Here is a 20,313-nt window from a genome sequence, read left to right as displayed (position 1 = left end):
GGGGCCGAAACTACCACATCGCGCGTGGCGGCCCGAGCGCGATGACGTCACCAGATGCTGCCGCCCGGCTCTTTCGTCTCGGTGTCGAGGGCGTGATCGACGACGAGACGCACCGCTCGAGCCAGCTGCGCCTCGGCGAGATGCGGAGCGTCTGCGGGAGCGGTGCCGGTCGACCAGGGGAGGTGCACGAACCCTGCGATGGCATTCGGCCCGATCGCACCCAGCGCGGTGTACAGCACGTGGTTGCACACGTACGCGCCCGCCGACAGCGAGAGCCGCGCCGGGAGTCCTTCGGCGATCAGCTCGTCGACGAGACGCTTGACGGGAAGCGTCGAGAACCGCGCCGCAGGGCCGCCGGCCTCGCTGGGCACGTCGACGGGCTGTGCGCCGTCGTTGTCGGGGATGCGCGCATCGATCAGGTTCACCCCGATGCGCTCGAGGGCGATGTGTGAGCTCCCACCGGCGAGTCCGGTGGCGATGACGACATCAGGGGAGTGGCGCTCGATCAGGGCGCGCAGGCGGCGCGCCGAGGCGTCGAATGCGACGGGAAGAGTCGCGACGACCAGGTCGTGCGGGCCGTCGTAGTCGGCCACGACGGCGTTCACCGCATCCGCAGAGGGGTTGCGCGCGGCGCCGTCGAAGGGTTCGAAGCCGGTGAGGAGGACGACTGCCATTCATCCAGCGTAGGTGCGTCCGTCCAGCCCACTTGCATCCTGGCGGCGTAGGCTTGAGGGGTGCCAGCAGTGAACCTCGGAATGCCGAAGATCCCCGAAGTCCTCGCCCCGCGCCGTAAGTCCCGGCAGATCAAAGTGGGCAAGGTGCTCGTGGGCGGCGACGCTCCCGTCAGCGTGCAGTCGATGACGACCACGAAGACGACCGACATCAACGGGACTCTCCAGCAGATCGCCGAGCTCACGGCCTCCGGCTGCGAGATCGTGCGCGTCGCCGTGCCGCATCAGGACGATGCCGACGCGCTGAAGATCATCGCGATGAAGAGCCAGATCCCTGTGATCGCGGACATCCACTTCCAGCCGCGCTACATCTACACGGCGATCGACGCCGGATGCGGGGCGGTTCGAGTGAACCCCGGGAACATCCGGGAGTTCGACGGCAACGTCGGCAAGATCGCGGAGGCGGCGAAGGCCGCGGGTGTTTCGCTGCGCATCGGTGTCAACGCCGGATCGCTCGACCGCCGCATCCTCACCAAGTACGGCAAGGCGACGGCCGAGGCGCTGGTCGAGAGCGCCGTCTGGGAGGCGTCGCTGTTCGAGGAGCACGACTTCCACGACTTCAAGATCTCGGTCAAGCACAACGACCCGATCGTGATGGTCAAGGCGTACCGGCTGCTGGCTGAGCGGGGCGATTGGCCTCTGCACCTCGGCGTGACCGAGGCCGGCCCGGCGTTCCAAGGCACGATCAAGAGCGCCACGGCGTTCGGCATCCTGCTCGGCGAGGGCATCGGCGACACGATCCGGGTGTCGCTGTCGGCGCCGCCGGCCGAAGAGGTCAAGGTGGGCCACCAGATCCTGCAGTCGCTGAACCTGCGTGAGCGCAAGCTCGAGATCGTCTCGTGCCCCTCGTGCGGTCGTGCGCAGGTCGACGTCTACACGTTGGCCGAGAACGTCACCGAGGGACTCAAGGACATGACCGTCCCGCTGCGGGTCGCCGTGATGGGCTGCGTCGTCAACGGACCCGGCGAGGCTCGAGAGGCCGACCTCGGCGTCGCCTCGGGCAACGGCAAGGGGCAGATCTTCGTGAAGGGCGAGGTCATCAAGACCGTGCCCGAGGCGGACATCGTCGCCACGCTGATCGAAGAAGCCAACCGCATCGCCGCCGAGATGGGCCCGGAAGCGCCGCTCGGCACCGCCCAGGTCGTCACGGTCTGAGCCAGGAGGAGCACCACATGTCCGATCACACACTTCCCGCTCCTGTGCAGGCGATGATCGACGCGATCAACGCCGCCGACACCGAGGCATTCGTGGATGCCTTCACCGCCGACGGTTTCGTCAGCGATTGGGGCACGGTCAAGGCCGGCCCCGCTGGGGTGCGCGACTGGGCGGGCAGTGACGCGATCGGCGCCGGTGCGCAGATGACCGTGCTCTCGGCCGAGACCGAGGGCGACACCACGCGCCTCCGTTTCGGATGGGCGAGTCGCGTCTTCAACGGTGAGTCCGACGGCATCTTCGTCGTCGAGGGCGACAAGCTCGCCAGCTTCACCATCCCCCCGTCCCACTGACACGTCAGCTGCGGGCTGTGGAGCCCGCGCGCCGACTGCGTGCCGTCGAATCCTAGGAGAACCATGTCGACGCCCACCATCGTGACCTTCGCGGCAGGGGCCATCGCCGGAGATGGCATCGTCACCCGTGTCGAGAACCACCCGGACGGCCCCGTCGTGGTCGTGGACACGACACCCTTCCACCCCGTCGACCATACCTGGCCGGATCAGCCGGGCGACACGGGGACCATCGCGGTCGCCGGCGACACCGTCCAGGTGACGGAGGCGCTGATGGCCGCGATCTCGGATGAGGGCGAGTTCGCCGTCGGGAGCGACATCCCCGTCAAGCGCGGGGCCGACGGCTGGACCTGGCTCGTCGGGCATCGGATCGAGGGCGCCGCTCCGGCTGCTCTCGTCGAGGGCACGCGGGTGACGCTCTCGGTCGACGGTGCGCGTCGTGTCGGCCTCAGCCGCGGCCACACCGCCTGTCACCTCGCCTCTCTCGCGCTCGACCGGGCCTTGGCGGACCTCTGGCGAAAGGACCCCGGTGTCGACGCCCTCGGTGCCCCCGACTTCGAGGGCCGCGCCAATCAGTCGAGTCGGATCCACGAGGACGGGGCCGTCGACGAGTACCGTCTGGGCAAGAGTCTGCGCAGGGCCGGGTTCGACACCGAGACGTTCGCGGCGACGCTCACCGATCGGGAAGCACGCGTCAACGACCAGCTCGCGGCATGGGTCGCCGCCGGTGTCTCCAGCAGCGTCGAGACCGAGGGCCCGTCCATCGTCGACCGTCGTCGTTGGCACTGCGAACTCCCCGAGGGCGAGGCCGTGATCCTCTGCGGAGGAACGCACGTCGACTCGCTCGCCGCGTTCGCCTCGATCACGGTGTCGCTCGACCTGAGCGATCCTCAGCTCCTGGTCATGACGACCGTGGCGACGCCAGCCGACTGACGTCAGCGGACGAATCCCGCCTGCACCCGTCCGCCCGCGCGCTCGAGTTCCGCCTCGACGCGATCAGCGAAGCCGGCGAGGTCGTCGGCGAGCAAGGGGGTACTCAGCAGGTCAGCACGCTCCTGGCTCAGATCGCGCAGGCGTCGCGGAAGCCACTTGCCGGTCGCGACCCAGCGTCCACCGTCCAACAGCATCAACTCCGCGATCCGCTCGAACAGCGTGCCGGCGATCACCCGTTGCTCCAGAACGTCCGTCGCGTCCCTCAGATCGTCGAGCAGGTCGGTGATCATGTACCGCCGCAACCGAGACTCCGTCACATCCAGGAGTGGACCGGCGGCGAGAGTGTCGCTCCACCGCGATCGGAGAGCGTCGAACGCGGCGTTCTCGCGGATCGCGACCCCCTCGACGAGCATGTGTGCGATCACCGGGCGGTGCTGGGAGACTCCGCGCTCCGCCCATTCTTCGAAGCCTTGCGGCGTGTAGGCGAACACCTCGAAGATCTCGCCTTCGAACTCATGAGTGGCGGCCTCGCCGGACTGCGGAACCTGGCCGAAGAGCGACGCACCGATGAGCAGAAGATCGATGTCGCTGGTCGCGGTGCGTTCCTCGCGTGCTGTGCTTCCGGCGACGATAGCGATCTCGGCGTGAGGGTACGTCGATGCGACGAACCTCTCAGCGCGCTCAGCATGATCCATCTCGACAGGGTAGCGGTGGTCGAGATGTTCAGATCGCGAACTCGACCTCTCCCTTCGCGATGTCAGCCCGAGCCACTCGGAGCTGGACGACATCGCCCGGCTTCGCCCCCGTGGGCAGGGGTGCCGTCGCCGTGACCGCGGGGTCGGCGAGTTGGATCGCCGCACGCTCGCCCCGCAGCTCGATCACGGTCGCCTCCATCGTCGAGCCGACCAGCGGCGTCAGGAGCGCGGCTTCGACGCTGTTGATCGTGGCGGCGTTCAGTCGTGAGGCGCGCTGACCGGACTCCTGCATCAGCGCGGGCAGCTCGGCGAGTGAGGCGCGTGCCCATTCGGGGGCAGGCGTGCCGTTCGAGGCGGCGAGGCAGATCGCGAGGGCCCACCGATCGACCAGCCGGCGCAGGGGAGCGGTCGCGTGAGCATAGGGCGCGGCGATGGCGGCCTGCACAGCATCCTTCGGCGTCTCGCCGTCGAACACCAGATACCCCGCTCCGCGGAACAGTGACGAAGCGGCCTCCAGCACGGGGAGCGTCATCGGGTCGGCGCGGTCGAGGTTTCGCAGGTACTCGCCGTAGGTCCCCGTCGTCCACGGTCGACCGAGGGCTTCCGTCTGGTGCCGGAACGTCTCGAACGCAGCGTCATCCGGTTCCGGCATGGTCCGAAGGATCCCCACCCCGGCATCGAGCATCAGGGTCGCGGCTGCCATCCCCGTCATGAGCGAGAGCTGGGCGTTCCATTCCTCCACGGGCAGCGGGCTGCGACGCTCGATCGCATAGGTGCCGTCCTGGGCGCGCACGACCTCTTCATCGGGCAGGTTCAGGCTCGCTCCGCCGCGCAGGCGCTCCTGCTCCATCCGCAGGGCGCCGATCTCGGGCAGCAGCGCGGCCGGCCCGTCTTCGCCGAGATCGAGCGACATCTGGGTCGTGGCGTAGTCGAGCTGGGCGCGCGAGCGGATCAACGCGCGCTCCAGACGGAAGGTCGAGACCACGCCGGCGGAGTCGAGGGCGAATGTCCACACCAATGCCGGTCGATCGACATCGGCGAGCAGCGACGCGCGATCCTCGCTCAGGACCCGCGGATGCAGGGGGATCGAGCCGTCGGCGGCGTACAGGGTCTGTCCGCGCCGCCGAGCCTCGGCATCGACAGCGCCACCCGGGACGACGAAGCCGGGGACGTCGGCGATCGCGTAGCGAACCGTGTAGCCGCTGCCGTCGCGCTCGAGATGAAACGCCTGATCGAGGTCGCGAGAACCCTCGGGATCGAGCGTCGCGAAGGGGATGTCGCGAAGGTCGAGTTCGGGTACGGTCGCCGCCGATGCCTCAGCTTCGGCGATCACATCCTCAGGGAAGTCGACGGGGGCTTCGGCCGACTCGCGCAGAGCGGCGAGCGCCGTGGCCAGTTCGGTCTGGGCGGCAGACGGGGCGACGTGTGATCGGCGCTGAGGCATGGCTCCACCCTAGGCGCGAGTGATCGGGAGGAGCTCGGCGAACCGGCCCTGCGGATGGCAACCCGCGTTAGCGTGGACTCATGATCACTGCAGCCAAAGCCCAGACCCTTGTCGGACTCTATGACGCACCGGAGATCCTCCGCGTCGTGAATGTGTGGGACGTCGTCTCCGCGCGGGCGGTCGCCGCCCTCCCCGAGACGAAGGCGATCGCCACGGCCGGACACGGCATCGCCGCGTCGTTCGGCTATGACGACGGTGCCACTCCGCGCGAGATCATGATCGACATGGTGGGTCGCATCGCGGCTGCCGTCGCGGTGCCGGTCTCGGCCGACCTCGATGACGGATACGGCGACGCGGGCGAGACCACGCGCCTCGCGATCGGCGTCGGGGTCGTCGGCGCGAACATCGAGGATCGCCTCAAGCCGCTCGACGAGTCCGTCGCCGCTGTCGCAGCGATCGTGAAGGCGGCGGAGGCCGAGGGCGTCCCGTTCGCCCTCAACGCCCGCACCGACGCGTTCGTCCGCGCCGGAGGGCGCCCGGTGCCAGAGAGCATCGCCGACGCCATCCAGCGCGGTCGGGCGTACCTCGACGCGGGCGCGACGGCCGTGTTCATCCCCGGCATCCTCGACATGAACGTCACCCGTCAGCTCGTCGAGGGCATCGGAGAGCGCAAGGTCAGCGTCATCGGGCTCCCCGGTGCCCTCGCCGCCTCCGAGTACGAGAAGCTCGGCGTCGCGCGCATCTCGTACGGTCCGCTGCCGCAGCGCGTCGCGCTGACCGCGCTGCAGGAGCTCGCCGCTGACCTCTACGCGGGCGGTGTGGTCCCGGGGAACCTTCCGGCGCTGAACTGACACGGTCGAAGACGAGTGACCGCGGCTCACTAGACTTGCTCCGTGGTCACTCGTCTTTCGAACTTCTTCCTCCGCACGCTCCGTGAAGACCCTGCAGGCGCAGAGGTCGCCAGCCATCGGCTGCTGATCCGGGCCGGATACATCCGCCCGCAGGCCGCCGGCATCTTCGCGTGGCTGCCACTGGGGCTGCGCGTCAAGTCGAAGATCGAGACCGTCGTCCGCGAGGAGATGGCTGCTGCCGGCGCGCAGGAGGTGCACTTCCCGGCTCTCATGCCGCGTGAGGCCTACGAGGCCACCGGCCGCTGGGACGAGTACGGCGATCTGCTCTTCCGTCTTCAGGATCGCAAGGGAGGCGACTACCTCCTCGCGCCCACGCACGAGGAGGCCTTCACCATGCTGGTGAAGGACCTGTACTCGTCGTACAAAGACCTGCCGCTCACGATCTACCAGATCCAGGACAAGTACCGTGACGAGGCGCGCCCCCGGGCGGGCCTGCTCCGCGGCCGCGAGTTCACGATGAAGGACGCGTACTCCTTCGACTCGTCCGACGAGGGTCTCGACGCCAGCTACCAGGCGCAGCGCGACGCGTACGAGCGCATCTTCCAGCGGCTCGGACTCGAGTACGTGATCGTCCAGGCCGACGCCGGCGCCATGGGCGGCTCCCGCAGCGAGGAGTTCCTGCACCCGACACCGGTCGGAGAAGACACCTTCGTGCGCAGCGCCGGTGGATACGCGGCCAACGTCGAGGCGTTCACCACCGCGGTTCCGGAGGCGATCGCCTACGACGCCGACGCGACCCCGGTGATCTTCGATTCCCCGGACACGCCGACCATCGAGACGCTGGTCGTGCACGCGAACCGTGAGCTCGAGGGCGAGTACACCGCGGCCGACACCCTCAAGAACGTCGTGCTCGCACTCACGCACCTCGACGGCACGCGCGAACTGGTCATCGTCGGCATCCCCGGCGATCGCGAGGTCGACGAGAAGCGCGCCGAGGTCGCCTTCGCACCCGCCGAGGTCGAGACGGCGACCGCCGACGACTTCGAGAACAACCCGCTGCTCGTGAAGGGCTACATCGGCCCCTGGTCGCCCACAGGGGCGGTGCTCGGCGAGGAGTCCGCGACCGGGATCCGCTACCTGGTCGACCCGCGTGTGAGCGAGGGCACGAGCTGGATCACCGGCGCGAACATCGACCAGAAGCACGCGCACTCCGTCGTCGCCGGACGCGACTTCGCCGCCGACGGCGTCGTGGAGATCGCGAACGTGCGCGCGGGGGACCCGGCGCCCGACGGCTCGGGGCCGGTCGAGCTCGCGCGAGGCATGGAGATCGGACACGTCTTCCAGCTCGGCCGCAAGTACGCCGAGGCCCTGGGGCTGAAGGTGCTGAACGAGAACGGCAAGCTCGTCACGGTGACGATGGGTTCGTACGGCATCGGTGTGACCCGCATCCTCGCGATCATCGCCGAGCTCAACAACGACGACAAGGGCCTCATCTGGCCGGCGTCCGTCGCGCCGTTCGACGTGCAGGTCGTCGCCGCGGGTCGCGATCAGGTCGCGTTCGAGGTGGCGGAGAGCATCTCCGCGCAGCTCGAGGCCGCGGGACTCGACGTGCTCTACGACGACCGCCCCAAGGTATCGCCCGGTGTGAAGTTCGGCGACGCCGAACTCGTCGGCGTCCCGAAGATCGTCATCGTCGGACGTGGGGCCGCCGAAGGCCAGGTCGAGCTGTGGGACCGCGCCACGGGGGAGCGTGACGCGGTCACCGTCGACGAGGTCGTCGGGCGGCTCTCCACCCGCTGAGCCCGTGCGGCCGCGTCGTCAGCAGACGATGCGGCCGTGGTTCATGATGTCGTCGTCAGGCGTGTCGCGGGTGACGAGGGACTTGAGCGCACCCGCAGCGAGCGCGAGCCTGCCCTTCGAGGGTTCCCAGAACTCCGTGACCTTCGGGGTCACCTTCAGAAGCGCGATGCCGGGAGTGTCGAGGCCGTCGGCGAACCAGATCTCCAGAGACGCGGCGTAGAGCTCCTCCATCTTCGCGCGGTCATGCACGACCTCTGCCGTTCCCGCGACGGACACGTAGCGCATCCCCTTCGCATCGCAGTAGGCGAGTCCGACGTCACGGTGCTTGCGCGCTTCATCGACCTTCTCGGTGTCTTCGGAGGTGAAGAACCAGATGTCGCCGGCATCGTCCATCTGCCGGGTCGACATCGGTCGACTCACGAGGTTGCCGTCGTCGTCGGTGGTGGTGAGCATCGTGATGTCGATGTCCTCCACGAGCTCGGCGACGCGGGCGAGGGCTTCGGGTCCTGTGATCTCGGTCATGGCATCAGCGTGCCGCCTGCCGTGGTGGTGGTCACGGGCATTGACACCGTGGCGGTGCCGTGACAGGGAGGTGCCGGCGTCTCGCAGCGACACCCCGGCGTTGCGGCCCGCGGTCGCACCGTCCCATGACACCCTGGTGACATGATCGACGAACCACTCCCCGAGGCCCTCAGCTCCGAGATCAACGCCGTGCTCGACGACGCGGGAGTGCACGCCGATCGACGATTGATCATGCGCATGCTGCGCACGGCGATCCTGCTCGGCGAGGACGGTGCCGATCGTCTCGACCTCAAGATCGCCTCGGCGGCTCTGGCTGAGATGCGCGATGCGTTCCGGCTGTTCGCGCCGTTCCGCGGAGTCCCCAAGGTGACCGTCTTCGGATCGGCCCGCACCCGGCATGACGATCCGCTCTACCTCACGGCTCGCGATGTGGCGGCGGCCCTGGCGGGCGACGGCTGGATGGTCGTCACGGGTGCCGGACCCGGCATCATGCAGGCGGCGTCGGAGGGAGCGGGCCCCGCTCTCTCGCTGGGCGTCTCCATCCGGCTGCCCTTCGAGGAGAAGCCGAACGGCTTCGTGACCGGTCAGGACCACGTCGTCGCGATGAAGTACTTCTTCACGCGCAAACTCATGCTGATCAAGGAATCGCTTGGATTCATCTGCCTTCCCGGCGGATTCGGCACTCTCGACGAGATGTTCGAGCTGCTCACCCTTCAGCAGACGGGGAAGGCCGAGCCGACCCCCATCGTTCTCCTCGACGAACCCGGCGGCACCTTCTGGCAGGGTCTGCGCAGCTTCATCGACGATCACCTCGCTCCGACCGGGGTGATCTCGGAGGGTGACTTCGACCGCGTCGTGATCACGGATTCGGTGGAGGCGGCGCGCGCGGAGATCACCGGGTTCTGGCACAACTACGACTCGTTGCGGTGGGTGGGCGACGCCCTGGTGCTGCGCCTGAAGGCCGTGCCGACGGATGCCGAGATCGAAACGCTCAACCAGCAGTTCGCCTCGATGCTCTCGACGGGCCGGATCGAGCGGACGGCTCCGCGGCAACCCGAGGTCGCCGACGACGACAACCTCGACCTGCCGCGTCTGATCCTGCACCTGGATCAGCGGCAGGTGGGCAACCTGTTCCGGCTGATCGGAGCGATCAACGCGCTTCCGTCTGCTCCCGCGCGGTGATGCGGGCCGCGAAGTCCGTGAGGTCGACGGGGCGATCGAGGATGCGCTCCGCGGCCCGGTGCCCGGAGTAGAACGCCGCACCGACCGTTGCCGGTTCGTCGCCCCAGGTGGCCTCGCCGGCGAAGTGCAGTACCCCGTCGACGGGCCCCGCGAGCGCGTCGTGGTCGTGATGCGTGGAACCCAGTGCGAGGTGCGAGTAGGAGCCGTTCGAGAACTCGTCCTCACCCCAGCGGGTGACCCAGTGGGCGAGCGGCTCGCCCACGGCATCCGGGTAGAGGACCCGCAGCGCACTCACCGCGTCGGCGACGATCTCCGCATCGGGAAGCTCCTGAATACGGCGACCGAAGGGTCCGGCGGCGAAGGTCAGCAGTGTCGGGATGCCGCTGACGGCGGAGACGTCGTACCAGGAGTGCCAGTGCTCGCCGGCCTCGCCGAGGGCACGGATCACGTAGGTCCCCTCGTTCCAGAAGCGCTCGGGGAACTGGACGAACACCTTGTTGAAGACGCCCATCCCGAGCCGAGAGACGGGGCCTGCGACCGCGTCGGGCAGTGCCGGCTCGAACGCGATCGTCCCCGCCTTGAGCACCCCGAGGGGTACGGTCACGATCGCCCTGGCGGCCCGGTACTGCGTCTCGCCCGCGTGCACGACGACGCCGTCGCCCGACCGGCTCACCCGCGTCACGACCGTCTCCAGGCGCACATCGAGGCCGGAGCCGATGCGTCGGGGCAGCTCGTCGTACCCGCGGGGGAAGATCACCTCGTCGCCCTCGATCGCGTCCTCGTCGAGGCCATGGGCGTCGAGGTCGCCGATCCAGGCGCCGCACTGCTCCTCGACCCGATGGCGGAAGAACTCGCGGATGTTGTCGATGCGCTCCGGGGCGAATCCGGACCGGTCGAGGGCACGCTCGGTCACATCCAGGTAGGTGTCGCCGGGGGAGGAGGCGGCGATCTCCTCCACGAGCAGACGATCGGCCATGTCGACGTCGGCGATCCACTGCGCGGTGGCCCCCTCGTCCATCGGATGCCCGTCGCCGTCGAAGTTCTCGATCGGGCGCCCGCCCACCTGGAAGCTCCCCACGGTGTATTCGATCGCCGGGATCCTCAGCGCGTGGACGAGGTTCCACAGAGGCGAGTCCTCGATCCCATGGATCCACGACGCGCCGAGGTCGACCGGGAATCCGGCGCCGCGGTCGGTGTGCATCCGACCGCCGATGCGGTCGCGTCCTTCCAGGACCACGACGCTCTGGCCCGCGTCGGCGAGCATCCGGGCGCTCGTGAGCCCCGACATCCCGGCGCCGATCACGATCGTGTCGAATGTGCTCACGTGCTCCTCCTCGAGCGGCTCGTGTATCCCGACGCCGCCGCCGCCGTGCGGGAGCCGGTGGGCACAGGGTATCGTGGTACGGATGTCGCGCGTGCGAACAGGCGCGACGAGAGCTGAATAGAGAGGCCGTCATGGACATCGAACTGAGTCTGCTGCGAGGGATCGAGAAGGAGAAGGCGATCCCCTTCGAAGAACTCGTCGCCATCATCGAGCAGGCGATCCTGACCGCGTACTCCAAGCACGTCGCCGCCGACGGCGTCACGCCCGAGGGCGTTCGCGTCGACCTCGACCGCAAGACCGGCCACGTCGCCGTGCTGCAGGTCGTCAAGGACGAAGAGGGCGCGATCATCGGCGAAGAGGACGCCACGCCGGACGATTTCGGGCGTATCGCGGCCTTCGCCGCCAAGCAGGTCATCAGCCAGCGTCTGCGCGACATCGCGGACGACGTCGTGCTCGGTGACTTCAAGGACAAAGAGGGCGACATCGTCGCCGGCGTGATCCAGCAGGGTCCGAACCCCCGCATGATCCACGTCGATCTCGGAGCCGTCGAGGCGATCCTGCCCCCCGAGGAGCAGGTGCCGGGCGAGGAGTACACCCACGGTTCACGCCTGCGCGTGTACGTCACGAGCGTCGCCAAGGGACTCAAGGGCCCGCAGATCACCGTCTCCCGCACCCACCCGGGGCTCGTGCGCAAGCTCTTCGCGCTCGAGGTACCGGAGATCGCGGCGGGACTGGTCGAGATCGTCGCGCTCGCCCGCGAGGCCGGCCACCGCACGAAGATCGCGGTCAAGGCGAACGACCCGTCGATCAACGCCAAGGGCGCCTGCATCGGCGAGATGGGTCGTCGCGTGCGCGCCGTGACCGAGGAGCTCGCGGGGGAGAAGATCGACATCGTCGACTACGACGCCGATCTGCCGACCTTCGTCGCCCACGCCCTCTCGCCGGCGAAGGTCACGAGCTCCTTCGTGCTCGATGCCGGCACCAAGGCCGTCCGCGCCCTGGTGCCCGACTACCAGCTGTCGCTGGCGATCGGCAAGGAGGGTCAGAACGCGCGTCTGGCCGCCAAGCTCACCGGTGCGAAGATCGACATCCAGCCGGACAGCGTCCTCGACTGATCCCCTTCGGCCTTCCGCCGCGCCCGGGAACGGGCGAGGCGGGGTGAAACGCAGGTGTAAGATGGAACCCGTACGAACGTGCGTCGGTTGTCGCACGCGTGCTCCCCGCTCCGCCCTTCTTCGGGTGGTGGCCCAGAACGACACCCTCATCCCCGATGAGAGTGCTGTCCTGCCGGGGCGCGGCGCGTGGGTGCATCCGACACCTGATTGCATCCAGGCCGCTCTGCGGCGACGAGCTTTCGGACGAGCACTGCGTGTGACCACTCAGCTGGACACACGGACCTTCGAACAGCACCCACCAAGAAACAAAGGCTGAACAGCTATGGAAACAAAGTGAACGGCTCGAAATGAGACCCGTCCGCGACTAGTGGTCTGCCCTGTCTGGGTGGACCGACTCAGACAGGAGAATTGTGGCTGGTAAACCACGCGTACATGAGATCGCCGCCGAACTCGGCGTCGACAGCAAGATCGCACTTGCAAAGCTCAAGGAACTCGGCGAGTTCGTGAAGAGCCCGTCTTCGACCATCGAACCGCCGGTGGCGCGCAAGCTGCGCGCGGCGATCGAGGCCGACAGCTCGCTCAAGGGCGCAGCCCCCGCCGCTCCTGCGGCGAAGCCTGCCGCGGCGTCCGCGACGAAGCCCGGTACGGGCTCCGCTGCCAAGCCGGCGCCGACCCCGGGTCCGAAGCCCGGTCCCAAGCCTGCCCCGGAGGCTCCGGCCCCCGCGGCGCCCGCGCCTGCCGCGCCCGCTCCTGCCCCCGCGGCAGAGGCTCCTGCGCCGGCAGCCCCGGAGGCATCCGCGCCCGCTGAAGGCGGCGCACCCACCCCCGGCGCTCCGCGTCCGGGCAACAACCCCTTCTCCTCCGCGCAGGGCATGGGCCAGCGTCCGGCCGGTCCCCGTCCGGGTAACAACCCCTTCGCGTCCGCACAGGGCATGGGCCAGCGTCCGACGCCTGGCAACATCCCCCGTCCGCAGGCCCCGCGTCCCGGCGCACCCCGTCCGGGTGCACCGCGTCCCGGCTCGCCTCGTCCCGGTGCCCCTCGTGGTGGCCAGGGCGGTCGTCCCGGTGCTCCGTTCCAGCAGCGTCCCGGCGGCCCCGGTCGCCCCGGCGGTGCCGGTGGACCCGGCGGTGCCGGTGGTCCCGGAGCACGTCCCGGTGGCGGCGGCGGCTTCGCCGGTCGTCCTGGTGGCGGCGGCGGTCGTGGCCGCGGCCCCGGCGGTGGTACCGCAGGTGCCTTCGGTAAGGGCGGCGGCAAGAGCAAGCAGCGCAAGTCGCGGCGGGCGAAGCGGCAAGAGTTCGAGATGCGGAGTGCTCCGGTCGTCGGTGGCGTCAACGTCACCCGCGGTAACGGAGAGATCATCCGCATGCGTCGCGGCGCATCGATCGCGGACTTCGCCGACAAGATCGAGACGCTGACCGGCTACACGGTGCAGCCCGGAACCCTCGTGACGATCCTCTTCAACCTCGGCGAGATGGCCACGGCCACCGAGTCGCTGGACGAGGCGACGTTCGAGGTCCTCGGTGCCGAGCTCGGCTACAAGATCCAGATGGTCTCGCCCGAGGACGAGGACAAGGAGCTCCTCGAGGGCTTCGGTCTCGACCTCGAGGCCGAGCTGGAAGCCGAGAGCGAAGACGACCTCGAGATCCGTCCCCCGGTCGTCACCGTCATGGGTCACGTCGACCACGGTAAGACGCGACTGCTCGACGCGATCCGTCAGACCAATGTCATCGAGGGAGAAGCCGGCGGCATCACCCAGCACATCGGCGCCTACCAGGTCTGGACCGAGCACGAGGGCATCGAGCGCGCCATCACGTTCATCGACACCCCGGGTCACGAGGCGTTCACCGCCATGCGTGCCCGTGGTGCGCAGGTCACCGACCTCGCGATCCTCGTGGTCGCAGCCGACGACGGCATCATGCCGCAGACGGTCGAGGCGCTGAACCACGCGCAGGCGGCGAACGTGCCGATCGTGGTCGCGGTGAACAAGGTCGACAAGCCCGACGCCAACCCCTCGAAGGTGCGTCAGCAGCTGACCGAGTACGGCCTGGTCGCCGAGGAGTTCGGTGGCGACGTCATGTTCGTCGACGTGTCCGCTCGTGCCGGCACCGGTATCCAGGAACTGCTGGATGCCGTGTTGCTCACCGCCGACGCTGGTCTCGACCTCACCGCCAACCCGAACAAGGGTGCTCGCGGTGTCGCCATCGAGGCGAAGCTCGACAAGGGCCGCGGTTCGGTCGCCACGGTGCTGATCCAGTCCGGAACGCTCCGGATCGGTGACGCGATCGTCGCAGGCACCGCCTATGGCCGCGTGCGTGCCATGGCGGACGAGAACGGCGAGCAGGTCCTCGAGGCCTACCCGTCGCGTCCGGTGCAGGTGCAGGGTCTGAACTCGGTGCCCCGTGCCGGTGACGTCTTCATCGTCACCGAGGAAGACCGCATGGCCCGCCAGATCGCTGAGAAGCGTGAAGCAGTCGAGCGCAACGCCCAGCTGGCCAAGGCCCGCAAGCGCATCTCGCTCGAGGACTTCACCCGTGCTCTCGAAGACGGCAAGGTCGAGTCGCTCAACCTCATCATCAAGGGTGACGTCTCCGGTGCCGTCGAGGCCCTGGAGGAGTCGCTGCTCAAGATCGAGGTCGATGATTCGGTGCAGCTGCGCATCATCCACCGCGGTGTCGGTGCGATCACCGAGTCCGACGTGAACCTGGCGACGATCGACAACGCGATCATCGTGGGCTTCAACGTGCGCCCCGACACGAAGGCACGCGAGCGTGCCGCCCGTGAAGGCGTGGACATCCGCTTCTACTCCGTCATCTACAACGCGATCGACGAGATCGAGAGCTCGCTCAAGGGCATGCTCAAGCCGGAGTACGAAGAGATCCAGTCGGGTGTGGCCGAGATCCGCGAGGTGTTCCGCTCCTCGAAGTTCGGCAACATCGCCGGTGTCATCGTGCGATCGGGAACGATCACGCGCAACGCCAAGGCCCGCGTCATCCGCGACGGCGTCGTGCTGGCCGATGGCCTTGCCATCGAGTCGCTGCGTCGCTTCAAGGACGATGTCACCGAGGTCCGTACGGACTACGAGGCCGGTATCGGACTCGGAAAGTACAACGACATCCAGATCGGTGATGAGATCGAGACGACCGAGCTCGTCGAGAAGCCTCGCGGCTGATCAATTCGAAACACCTTCGGGCGTCTCCCTCTCCTGCTCCTTCCGGAGCACGGAGACGGGGGACGCCCTGAGGGTTCCTGGACAGGGAGAGAACAATGGCAGGCGAAAGACAGGCCCGTCTCGCGGATCGAATCCGCGTGATCCTCGCCGAACGGCTGGAGAAGGGGCTGCGCGATCCGCGCCTCGGCTTCGTCACCATCACCGACGTCCGCGTGAGCGGCGACCTCCAGCACGCATCGGTGTTCTACACGGTGCTGGGCACGGAGGAGGAGCGCATCTCCAGCGGTGCGGCGCTCACCTCGGCGACCGGAATGCTGCGCAGCGAGGTCGGACGGCAGCTGAGCACCAGGCTCGTGCCGACCCTCGAGTTCATTCCCGACGCGCTTCCGGAGAACGCCGACCACATCGGCGCGCTGCTGCGTGAAGCGCAGCAGCGTGATGCCGACGTCGCCAAGCTCGCGTCCTCGGCTTCCCACGCCGGCGACGCCGACCCGTACCGTACCGACGACGACGCGGAGTAAGCGCCGTTTGATACGCTCGGCTTCGCGGGACGGCGTCCCGCGAAGCTGAGGGGGATCGGCATCGAGGGTGCGAACACGTCTGGGGGGCCGTTCATCGCGCCCGCTGCCGTCGGGCTCCTCCTGGAGGAGCTGCTCGAGCAGGATCTCGGTTGCGCGCCCCACGTGCTCGCTCGCCTCGCCGACGATCTGGACGCGGACGCGGCGACGATCCGTGAGGTCGTCCAGCGGTTGACGCCGGATCAACGACACGGTCTGCGCCCGGCGCCGACGCCCCTGCCGCTGGTGCCTGCGATCGCGCAGAGGTTCGAGGGAGTGGCATTCGACGAACGCGATCGCAGGCTGCTTCTCGCACTCGCGGTGTGCCTGGACGATGCTCTCGATCCGATTCTCGAATTCGATGGGCGCTCGGCGGCCGAGGTCACCTCCGCCCGCGTCGGTGCCCACCTCGCCGTGCACGCCGGTCGGATGCGCTTCATCGACGCCCGACTGGCGATCTGGCTGCGGGCGACCACCAGTGCGGCAGAGACGGCGGCGGTGCACGGGCGACTGAGCGCGGTCTTCCGCCGTCGCGGCGAACGAGTGAGCGCGGACTGGCATCGGGCGCGGGCGTCGCTCGAGGCAGAGCCGACCACCGCGCCGGAACTCACCCTCATCGCCAGGGAGCTCAGCGAGGCGGGGTACCCGGATCGTGCGTTGCTGCTCGCCAGGGAGGCCTGCGAGCATGCGGTGGGCGAAGACCAGGACGAGGCGCGCCTCGTCGCCGGCGCGTCGGCGGTGGGCGCCGGGTTCGCTGCGGAGGCGGCCGCGTGGCTGGGGGCCCTGTACCCGCACGGTACCGAGCGATACCGGTTGGCAGGTCTGGGGGCGCTGATCGTCGCCCAGACCGTCGTGCAGGGTGCTGTTCCCGAGGTCGATCCGACGTCGCTGCGGCCGGAGACACCTGACGAGCACGACTGGCATCACTGGACCAGGGCGGCCGCCCTCGCCGCGATACTCTGCGCCGAACGCGGCGACCGTCGCGGTATGCGCACGTGGCTCGACGCGCTCCGCGACGGCGCATCCCGGATCGGTGCCGAGCATGAGCTGAGGGATCCCGTGGTGGCGCTGAGCTGGCTCCTCGTGGGGGACCGCGACATCGAAGAAGTCGCGGGGTCCGGCCCGGTGAGCGGCGGGATGCTGCGCACGCTGCGCGCCGCCGTGGAGGGGGATGTCGATCTGGCGCTGCGTCTCATCGCGACCGACGAATCTGCGTTGTCCGGCGAGCCCGACCCGTTCGTGCCGGGATACGAGCACAGCCCGGTCGTTCAGGCGTATCGCGCCGTCGTCGAGGTACTGCTGCTCGTGTGGCGGGGTGACATCGGTGTCGCGCGGGACCGGCTGATCCAGGCGGCGCTCTCCTTCCCGATCGCGATGCCGTTCGCCGGATTGGGAGTGGTGCTCGCCAGACGCCTCGATCTGGCGGTGCTCGGCGAGCTGGGACCCTTCGCCCGATCACTCACCGTCGCCCTGCCCGGGGGAGCGAAGATCGACCTCCTCGTGGACCGCGGCATCCAGTCATTCCTCGCCGGCTCGTTCGACGATGCCGCCGCCACGGTTCGGCTGTGGTCCGATCTCGGTGGGCCGCAGACCACGATGGCGGTACCGGGTTTGGACGAGTTGGCCTTCATCTCTGCCGGTCGCACCACGACGGAGGCGTCCATCGAGCCTCCGGAGATCGCGCTCGCCCAGCGCCTGCGGATCCGTGTCGCGACGGCAGGCGACGGGCGGTGGCGTGCCGAGAGCGATGAGGTCCGCGACATCGCACGCACGTTGACCTCGCCGTTCGCCAGGGCGCGAGTGGAGACGATGCTCGGAACACAGCATGCGATTCGCGACGATCACTCCTCGGCGAGGATCCACCTCCAGCACGCCGAACGGCTGTTCGAGCTCTCGGGTGCGACGGCGTGGGCGAGGGCGGTGCGCGGCAGACTGGATCGGCTCGATGCGAGAGAGGGGAGCATCGTCTCCTCGGTCGGCGCTCTCTCCGCGTGCCGCGCGGCCTGGTCGCCTCAGCTCACGGCGCGCGAGCTGGAGGTGGCGATGCGCGCGGTCGGCGGTGCGGCGAACCGCGAGATCAGCGAAGCCTTGAACGTCTCCGTCCGCACCGTCGAGGTCCACCTCGGCCGGGTCTTCACCAAGCTCGGCGTGCGGAGCCGGGTCGAGCTGACGGTGCTCGCCCACCGCACAGAGCAGCACCTCTGAGCCGTCGCGCCTGAGTCTGCCGTCGTCACCGCGGCAGAAACAGAGACGCCCCATCGGCTTCGGCGAGTCCGTCGGCGATGAGCGAGTCGATAGCCCGATCACGCTGCCCGGGATCGGGCCAGTCCGGCAGGACGGCGTCGAGCGGGACGGCGTCTGGGTCGATGTTCCGCAGCAGCTTCAGCACCGCGCCGCGGGCCTGTCGGTCGGACCCCTCGTATGCGGCCTGGCGTCGGCGCTCATCACCCGTGTCCGGTCTCCCGGCGGCCAGCCATGCGCAGCTCCCGGCGAGAGGGCACAGCTCGCACCGCGGCGCCCGGGACGTGCACACCGTGGCGCCGAGCTCCATCGCTGCGGCATTGAACACCGCAGCTTCGGCGACATCGTCCGGCAGCAGGTCGGCCATCAGGTCGAGGTCCCGGCGCGAAGGGGGTCCCGGCTGCGCTCTGCCCTCGACGGCGCGCGCGAGCACCCGTCGGGTGTTCGTGTCGACCACGGGATGCCGGTCGCCGTAGGCGAACACCGCGACGGCGCGAGCGGTGTAGTCGCCGATACCGGAAAGGGCCAGCAGGGCGTCCACTTCTCGCGGAACGATCCCCCCGTGCCGCTCGGTGATCTCGACCGCGGCACGGTGCAACCACAGCGCGCGCCGGGGATATCCCAGGTTCGCCCACTGCTGCACGACGTCCGCTGTCGATGCGGTGGCCATCTCCGAGGGTGTCGGCCACCGCTCCAACCACGCCTCGAGGTGAGGGATGACTCTCGTCACGGGCGTCTGCTGCAACATGAACTCGCTCACCAGGACGCCCCAGGCGCCGAACTCGTCATGGAAGGAAGATCGACGCCACGGCAGGTCGCGAGCGGTCGCTCGATACCACGTCGGCAGGGGCGACATCAGCTCGAGAGAGGCCGGTGGGAGAGGCACCCGTCCAGCCTATGCGAGCGGATCGACGGCCAGGAGAGGGGAGCCACCGGGCATCCGCACGCGCAGATCCCGCTCGCGCGCTCGGTAGGCTGGGGGGATGGTCTCGCCCGGCATCCTCCTCGTCGACAAGCCCGCAGGGCTGACCAGTCACGACGTCGTCGCTCGCACGCGACGCGCGTTCGGCACCCGCAAGGTGGGGCACGCCGGAACACTCGACCCGATGGCGACCGGACTGCTGGTGATCGGCATCGAAGGCGCGACCAGGCTCCTGACCTACATCGTCGGTGCGGACAAGACCTACGTGGCGACGATCCGTCTCGGCCAGACGACGGGCACGGACGATGCGGAAGGGGAGATCCTCACCACGGCCGCGCCCGAAGCGTGGGACGCGGTGACCGATGATGCGGTGTCGGCCGGCATCACGCAGCTCACGGGTGAGATCTCCCAGGTTCCCAGCGCCGTCTCGGCGATCAAGGTGGACGGTCGTCGCGCCTATGAGCGCGTGCGCGCCGGCGAAGAGGTCGTGCTCGCCGCACGCGATGTCGTCGTGTCGCGCTTCGACCTGCTCGCAACCAGGCGAGGTGACGGCCATCTCGATCTCGACGTCGTCGTCGACTGCTCGTCCGGAACGTACATCCGCTCCCTCGCCCGCGATCTCGGGGCCTCGCTCGGCGTCGGCGGTCACCTCACCGCGCTGCGCCGCACGCGGGTCGGTCCGTTCGATGTGTCCGATGCGGTCGGTCTCGACGCGCTGGAGGGCGCCGCGACTCTGACCCCGGGCGAGGCGGCCGGCCGGATCCTCCCCGTGCTGGAGATGTCCGGTGACGAGGCACGCGACCTCCGTCACGGCAAGCGGCTGAGCGGCCAGGCCGCGCGCCTCGAAGAGACGATCGGTGCAGCGATCGACCCGGAGGGGCTCCTGATCGGCATCGTCGAGAAGCGCGGTGCCGACCTCAAGAGCGCCATGAACATGCCGGAGGGCGACCGATGATCCTGTGGCTCACGATCGCGCAGATCGTCATCGCCGTCGCCGCCGGCATCTTCTGTCTCGTCGCGGGTCTGATCGGCAGACGGCCGAGCGACTTCAGCGTCGGCGCCCTCGCCCTCGTCGAGGTGCTGCTCATCGTGCAGGTGATCGTCGCCATCGTTGCGCCGCTGACCGGGAACCCTCCGACCGGAGACCTGCTCGAGTACTGGGTCTACCTGGTCTCCGCGGTGCTCCTGCCCGTCGGCGCGGTGCTGTGGGCGCTCATGGAGCGCAGTCGCTGGAGCACGGTGATCCTCGGGGTGGCGGCGCTCGCGATCGCGGTGATGCTGTGGCGTATGCAGGTCATCTGGTCCGTCCAGATCGCGTGACGCG

At 68.9% G+C, this 20,313-nt stretch carries 19 protein-coding genes; 13 read left to right on the top strand and 6 right to left on the bottom strand.

All coding sequences use genetic code 11. From position 1 onward, the window contains the following. Nucleotides 1-47: 47 nt before the first annotated feature. On the bottom strand, nt 48-674 hold the full coding sequence (locus ACP699_RS04160; RefSeq protein ID WP_055872810.1) for a peptidase C15: 627 nt from the start codon (nt 672-674) through the stop codon (nt 48-50). Nucleotides 675-734: 60 nt separating this feature from the next. Here ACP699_RS04160 and ispG point away from each other — a divergent pair, with 60 nt between their 5' ends. From ispG to ACP699_RS04145, 3 genes are all read left to right on the top strand, one after another. Beyond that, nucleotides 735-1,886, top strand: a complete 1,152-nt coding sequence (ispG, locus tag ACP699_RS04155) for a flavodoxin-dependent (E)-4-hydroxy-3-methylbut-2-enyl-diphosphate synthase (protein ID WP_174233197.1) — start codon at nt 735-737, stop codon at nt 1,884-1,886. Between the two features lie 17 nt (nt 1,887-1,903). Then, a complete protein-coding gene (locus ACP699_RS04150; protein ID WP_055868827.1) occupies nt 1,904-2,236 on the top strand; it encodes a nuclear transport factor 2 family protein in 333 nt (110 codons plus the stop codon). 63 nt (nt 2,237-2,299) lie between these two features. After that, entirely contained in the window at nt 2,300-3,166 is an 867-nt protein-coding gene (locus tag ACP699_RS04145; RefSeq protein WP_400645089.1) for a hypothetical protein, read from the top strand. A gap of 2 nt (nt 3,167-3,168) precedes the next feature. Here the strand turns inward: ACP699_RS04145 and ACP699_RS04140 are convergent, their stop codons facing one another. Together ACP699_RS04140 and ACP699_RS04135 are read right to left on the bottom strand one after the other, a co-directional pair. Beyond that, nucleotides 3,169-3,861 carry a hypothetical protein gene (locus tag ACP699_RS04140; protein WP_426169401.1) on the bottom strand — a complete coding sequence of 231 codons (693 nt, stop codon included), beginning with the start codon at nt 3,859-3,861 and terminating at the stop codon, nt 3,169-3,171. Between the two features lie 28 nt (nt 3,862-3,889). Continuing rightward, a complete protein-coding gene (locus ACP699_RS04135) occupies nt 3,890-5,305 on the bottom strand; it encodes an RNB domain-containing ribonuclease (RefSeq protein WP_426169398.1) in 1,416 nt (471 codons plus the stop codon). A gap of 80 nt (nt 5,306-5,385) precedes the next feature. Between ACP699_RS04135 and ACP699_RS04130 the strand changes: the two genes are divergently transcribed. Then, a complete protein-coding gene (locus ACP699_RS04130) occupies nt 5,386-6,156 on the top strand; it encodes an isocitrate lyase/PEP mutase family protein (protein ID WP_426169395.1) in 771 nt (256 codons plus the stop codon). Between the two features lie 42 nt (nt 6,157-6,198). Continuing rightward, a complete protein-coding gene (locus ACP699_RS04125; protein ID WP_151486219.1) occupies nt 6,199-7,956 on the top strand; it encodes a proline--tRNA ligase in 1,758 nt (585 codons plus the stop codon). A gap of 18 nt (nt 7,957-7,974) precedes the next feature. Here the strand turns inward: ACP699_RS04125 and ACP699_RS04120 are convergent, their stop codons facing one another. Further along, nucleotides 7,975-8,478: a pyridoxamine 5'-phosphate oxidase family protein gene (locus tag ACP699_RS04120; RefSeq protein ID WP_151486220.1), complete on the bottom strand. Its 504-nt coding sequence runs from the start codon at nt 8,476-8,478 to the stop codon at nt 7,975-7,977. 141 nt (nt 8,479-8,619) lie between these two features. Between ACP699_RS04120 and ACP699_RS04115 the strand changes: the two genes are divergently transcribed. Beyond that, nucleotides 8,620-9,660, top strand: a complete 1,041-nt coding sequence (locus tag ACP699_RS04115) for a TIGR00730 family Rossman fold protein (protein WP_426169390.1) — start codon at nt 8,620-8,622, stop codon at nt 9,658-9,660. On the opposite strand, the gene ACP699_RS04110 is transcribed toward ACP699_RS04115, so the two are convergent. Beyond that, a complete protein-coding gene (locus ACP699_RS04110; RefSeq protein WP_426169387.1) occupies nt 9,629-10,984 on the bottom strand; it encodes a flavin monoamine oxidase family protein in 1,356 nt (451 codons plus the stop codon). The two genes, ACP699_RS04115 and ACP699_RS04110, sit on opposite strands and share 32 nt — an antisense overlap. 131 nt (nt 10,985-11,115) lie before the next feature. Here ACP699_RS04110 and nusA point away from each other — a divergent pair, with 131 nt between their 5' ends. The 5 genes from nusA (at nt 11,116) to ACP699_RS04085 (ending at nt 18,031) form a co-directional block, all read left to right on the top strand. Next, the gene (nusA, locus tag ACP699_RS04105; protein ID WP_055868799.1) at nt 11,116-12,099 is read left to right on the top strand and encodes a transcription termination factor NusA; all 984 of its coding nucleotides are present in this window, start codon (nt 11,116-11,118) and stop codon (nt 12,097-12,099) included. A gap of 61 nt (nt 12,100-12,160) precedes the next feature. Beyond that, nucleotides 12,161-12,415, top strand: a complete 255-nt coding sequence (locus ACP699_RS04100; RefSeq protein ID WP_081603931.1) for a YlxR family protein — start codon at nt 12,161-12,163, stop codon at nt 12,413-12,415. A 94-nt stretch (nt 12,416-12,509) separates the two neighbouring features. Beyond that, nucleotides 12,510-15,269, top strand: coding sequence for a translation initiation factor IF-2 (gene infB, locus ACP699_RS04095; protein WP_400645100.1), 2,760 nt, complete (start codon nt 12,510-12,512; stop codon nt 15,267-15,269). A 95-nt stretch (nt 15,270-15,364) separates the two neighbouring features. Continuing rightward, nucleotides 15,365-15,790, top strand: coding sequence for a 30S ribosome-binding factor RbfA (gene rbfA, locus ACP699_RS04090; RefSeq protein ID WP_021199404.1), 426 nt, complete (start codon nt 15,365-15,367; stop codon nt 15,788-15,790). A 162-nt stretch (nt 15,791-15,952) separates the two neighbouring features. Beyond that, entirely contained in the window at nt 15,953-18,031 is a 2,079-nt protein-coding gene (locus ACP699_RS04085; RefSeq protein WP_426169380.1) for a response regulator transcription factor, read from the top strand. Nucleotides 18,032-18,056: 25 nt separating this feature from the next. Here ACP699_RS04085 and ACP699_RS04080 read toward each other — a convergent pair whose 3' ends face one another. Continuing rightward, nucleotides 18,057-18,923 (bottom strand): A/G-specific adenine glycosylase, encoded by an 867-nt coding sequence (locus tag ACP699_RS04080; RefSeq protein WP_302794634.1) that lies wholly within the window; start codon nt 18,921-18,923, stop codon nt 18,057-18,059. 127 nt (nt 18,924-19,050) lie between these two features. Here ACP699_RS04080 and truB point away from each other — a divergent pair, with 127 nt between their 5' ends. Both truB and ACP699_RS04070 read left to right on the top strand, forming a co-directional pair. After that, nucleotides 19,051-19,944: a tRNA pseudouridine(55) synthase TruB gene (truB, locus tag ACP699_RS04075; RefSeq protein ID WP_426169377.1), complete on the top strand. Its 894-nt coding sequence runs from the start codon at nt 19,051-19,053 to the stop codon at nt 19,942-19,944. Continuing rightward, complete coding sequence (locus tag ACP699_RS04070; protein WP_017830953.1) at nt 19,941-20,309, top strand: hypothetical protein; 369 nt, start codon at nt 19,941-19,943, stop codon at nt 20,307-20,309. Before truB ends, ACP699_RS04070 begins: the two co-directional genes overlap by 4 nt. Nucleotides 20,310-20,313: the final 4 nt, after the last annotated feature.

The sequence above is a fragment of the Microbacterium sp. DWRC1-3 genome (assembly GCF_049896645.1).
Lineage (GTDB): Bacteria > Actinomycetota > Actinomycetes > Actinomycetales > Microbacteriaceae > Microbacterium > Microbacterium maritypicum.
Note: the sequence above shows the minus strand (reverse complement) of the source record. Positions and strands in the feature narration are given on the sequence as shown.

Bases quoted from the DNA above. Each gene is read 5' to 3' on its own strand.
- ACP699_RS04160 (WP_055872810.1), bottom strand. From the start codon at position 674: ATGGCAGTCGTCCTCCTCACCGGCTTCGAACCCTTCGACGGCGCCGCG.
- ACP699_RS04150 (WP_055868827.1), top strand. From the start codon at position 1,904: ATGTCCGATCACACACTTCCCGCTCCTGTGCAGGCGATGATCGACGCG.
- ACP699_RS04145 (WP_400645089.1), top strand. From the start codon at position 2,300: ATGTCGACGCCCACCATCGTGACCTTCGCGGCAGGGGCCATCGCCGGA.
- ACP699_RS04140 (WP_426169401.1), bottom strand. From the start codon at position 3,861: ATGGATCATGCTGAGCGCGCTGAGAGGTTCGTCGCATCGACGTACCCT.
- ACP699_RS04135 (WP_426169398.1), bottom strand. From the start codon at position 5,305: ATGCCTCAGCGCCGATCACACGTCGCCCCGTCTGCCGCCCAGACCGAA.
- ACP699_RS04130 (WP_426169395.1), top strand. From the start codon at position 5,386: ATGATCACTGCAGCCAAAGCCCAGACCCTTGTCGGACTCTATGACGCA.
- ACP699_RS04120 (WP_151486220.1), bottom strand. From the start codon at position 8,478: ATGACCGAGATCACAGGACCCGAAGCCCTCGCCCGCGTCGCCGAGCTC.
- ACP699_RS04115 (WP_426169390.1), top strand. From the start codon at position 8,620: ATGATCGACGAACCACTCCCCGAGGCCCTCAGCTCCGAGATCAACGCC.
- nusA (WP_055868799.1), top strand. From the start codon at position 11,116: ATGGACATCGAACTGAGTCTGCTGCGAGGGATCGAGAAGGAGAAGGCG.
- ACP699_RS04100 (WP_081603931.1), top strand. From the start codon at position 12,161: ATGGAACCCGTACGAACGTGCGTCGGTTGTCGCACGCGTGCTCCCCGC.
- rbfA (WP_021199404.1), top strand. From the start codon at position 15,365: ATGGCAGGCGAAAGACAGGCCCGTCTCGCGGATCGAATCCGCGTGATC.
- ACP699_RS04080 (WP_302794634.1), bottom strand. From the start codon at position 18,923: ATGTCGCCCCTGCCGACGTGGTATCGAGCGACCGCTCGCGACCTGCCG.
- truB (WP_426169377.1), top strand. From the start codon at position 19,051: ATGGTCTCGCCCGGCATCCTCCTCGTCGACAAGCCCGCAGGGCTGACC.
- ACP699_RS04070 (WP_017830953.1), top strand. From the start codon at position 19,941: ATGATCCTGTGGCTCACGATCGCGCAGATCGTCATCGCCGTCGCCGCC.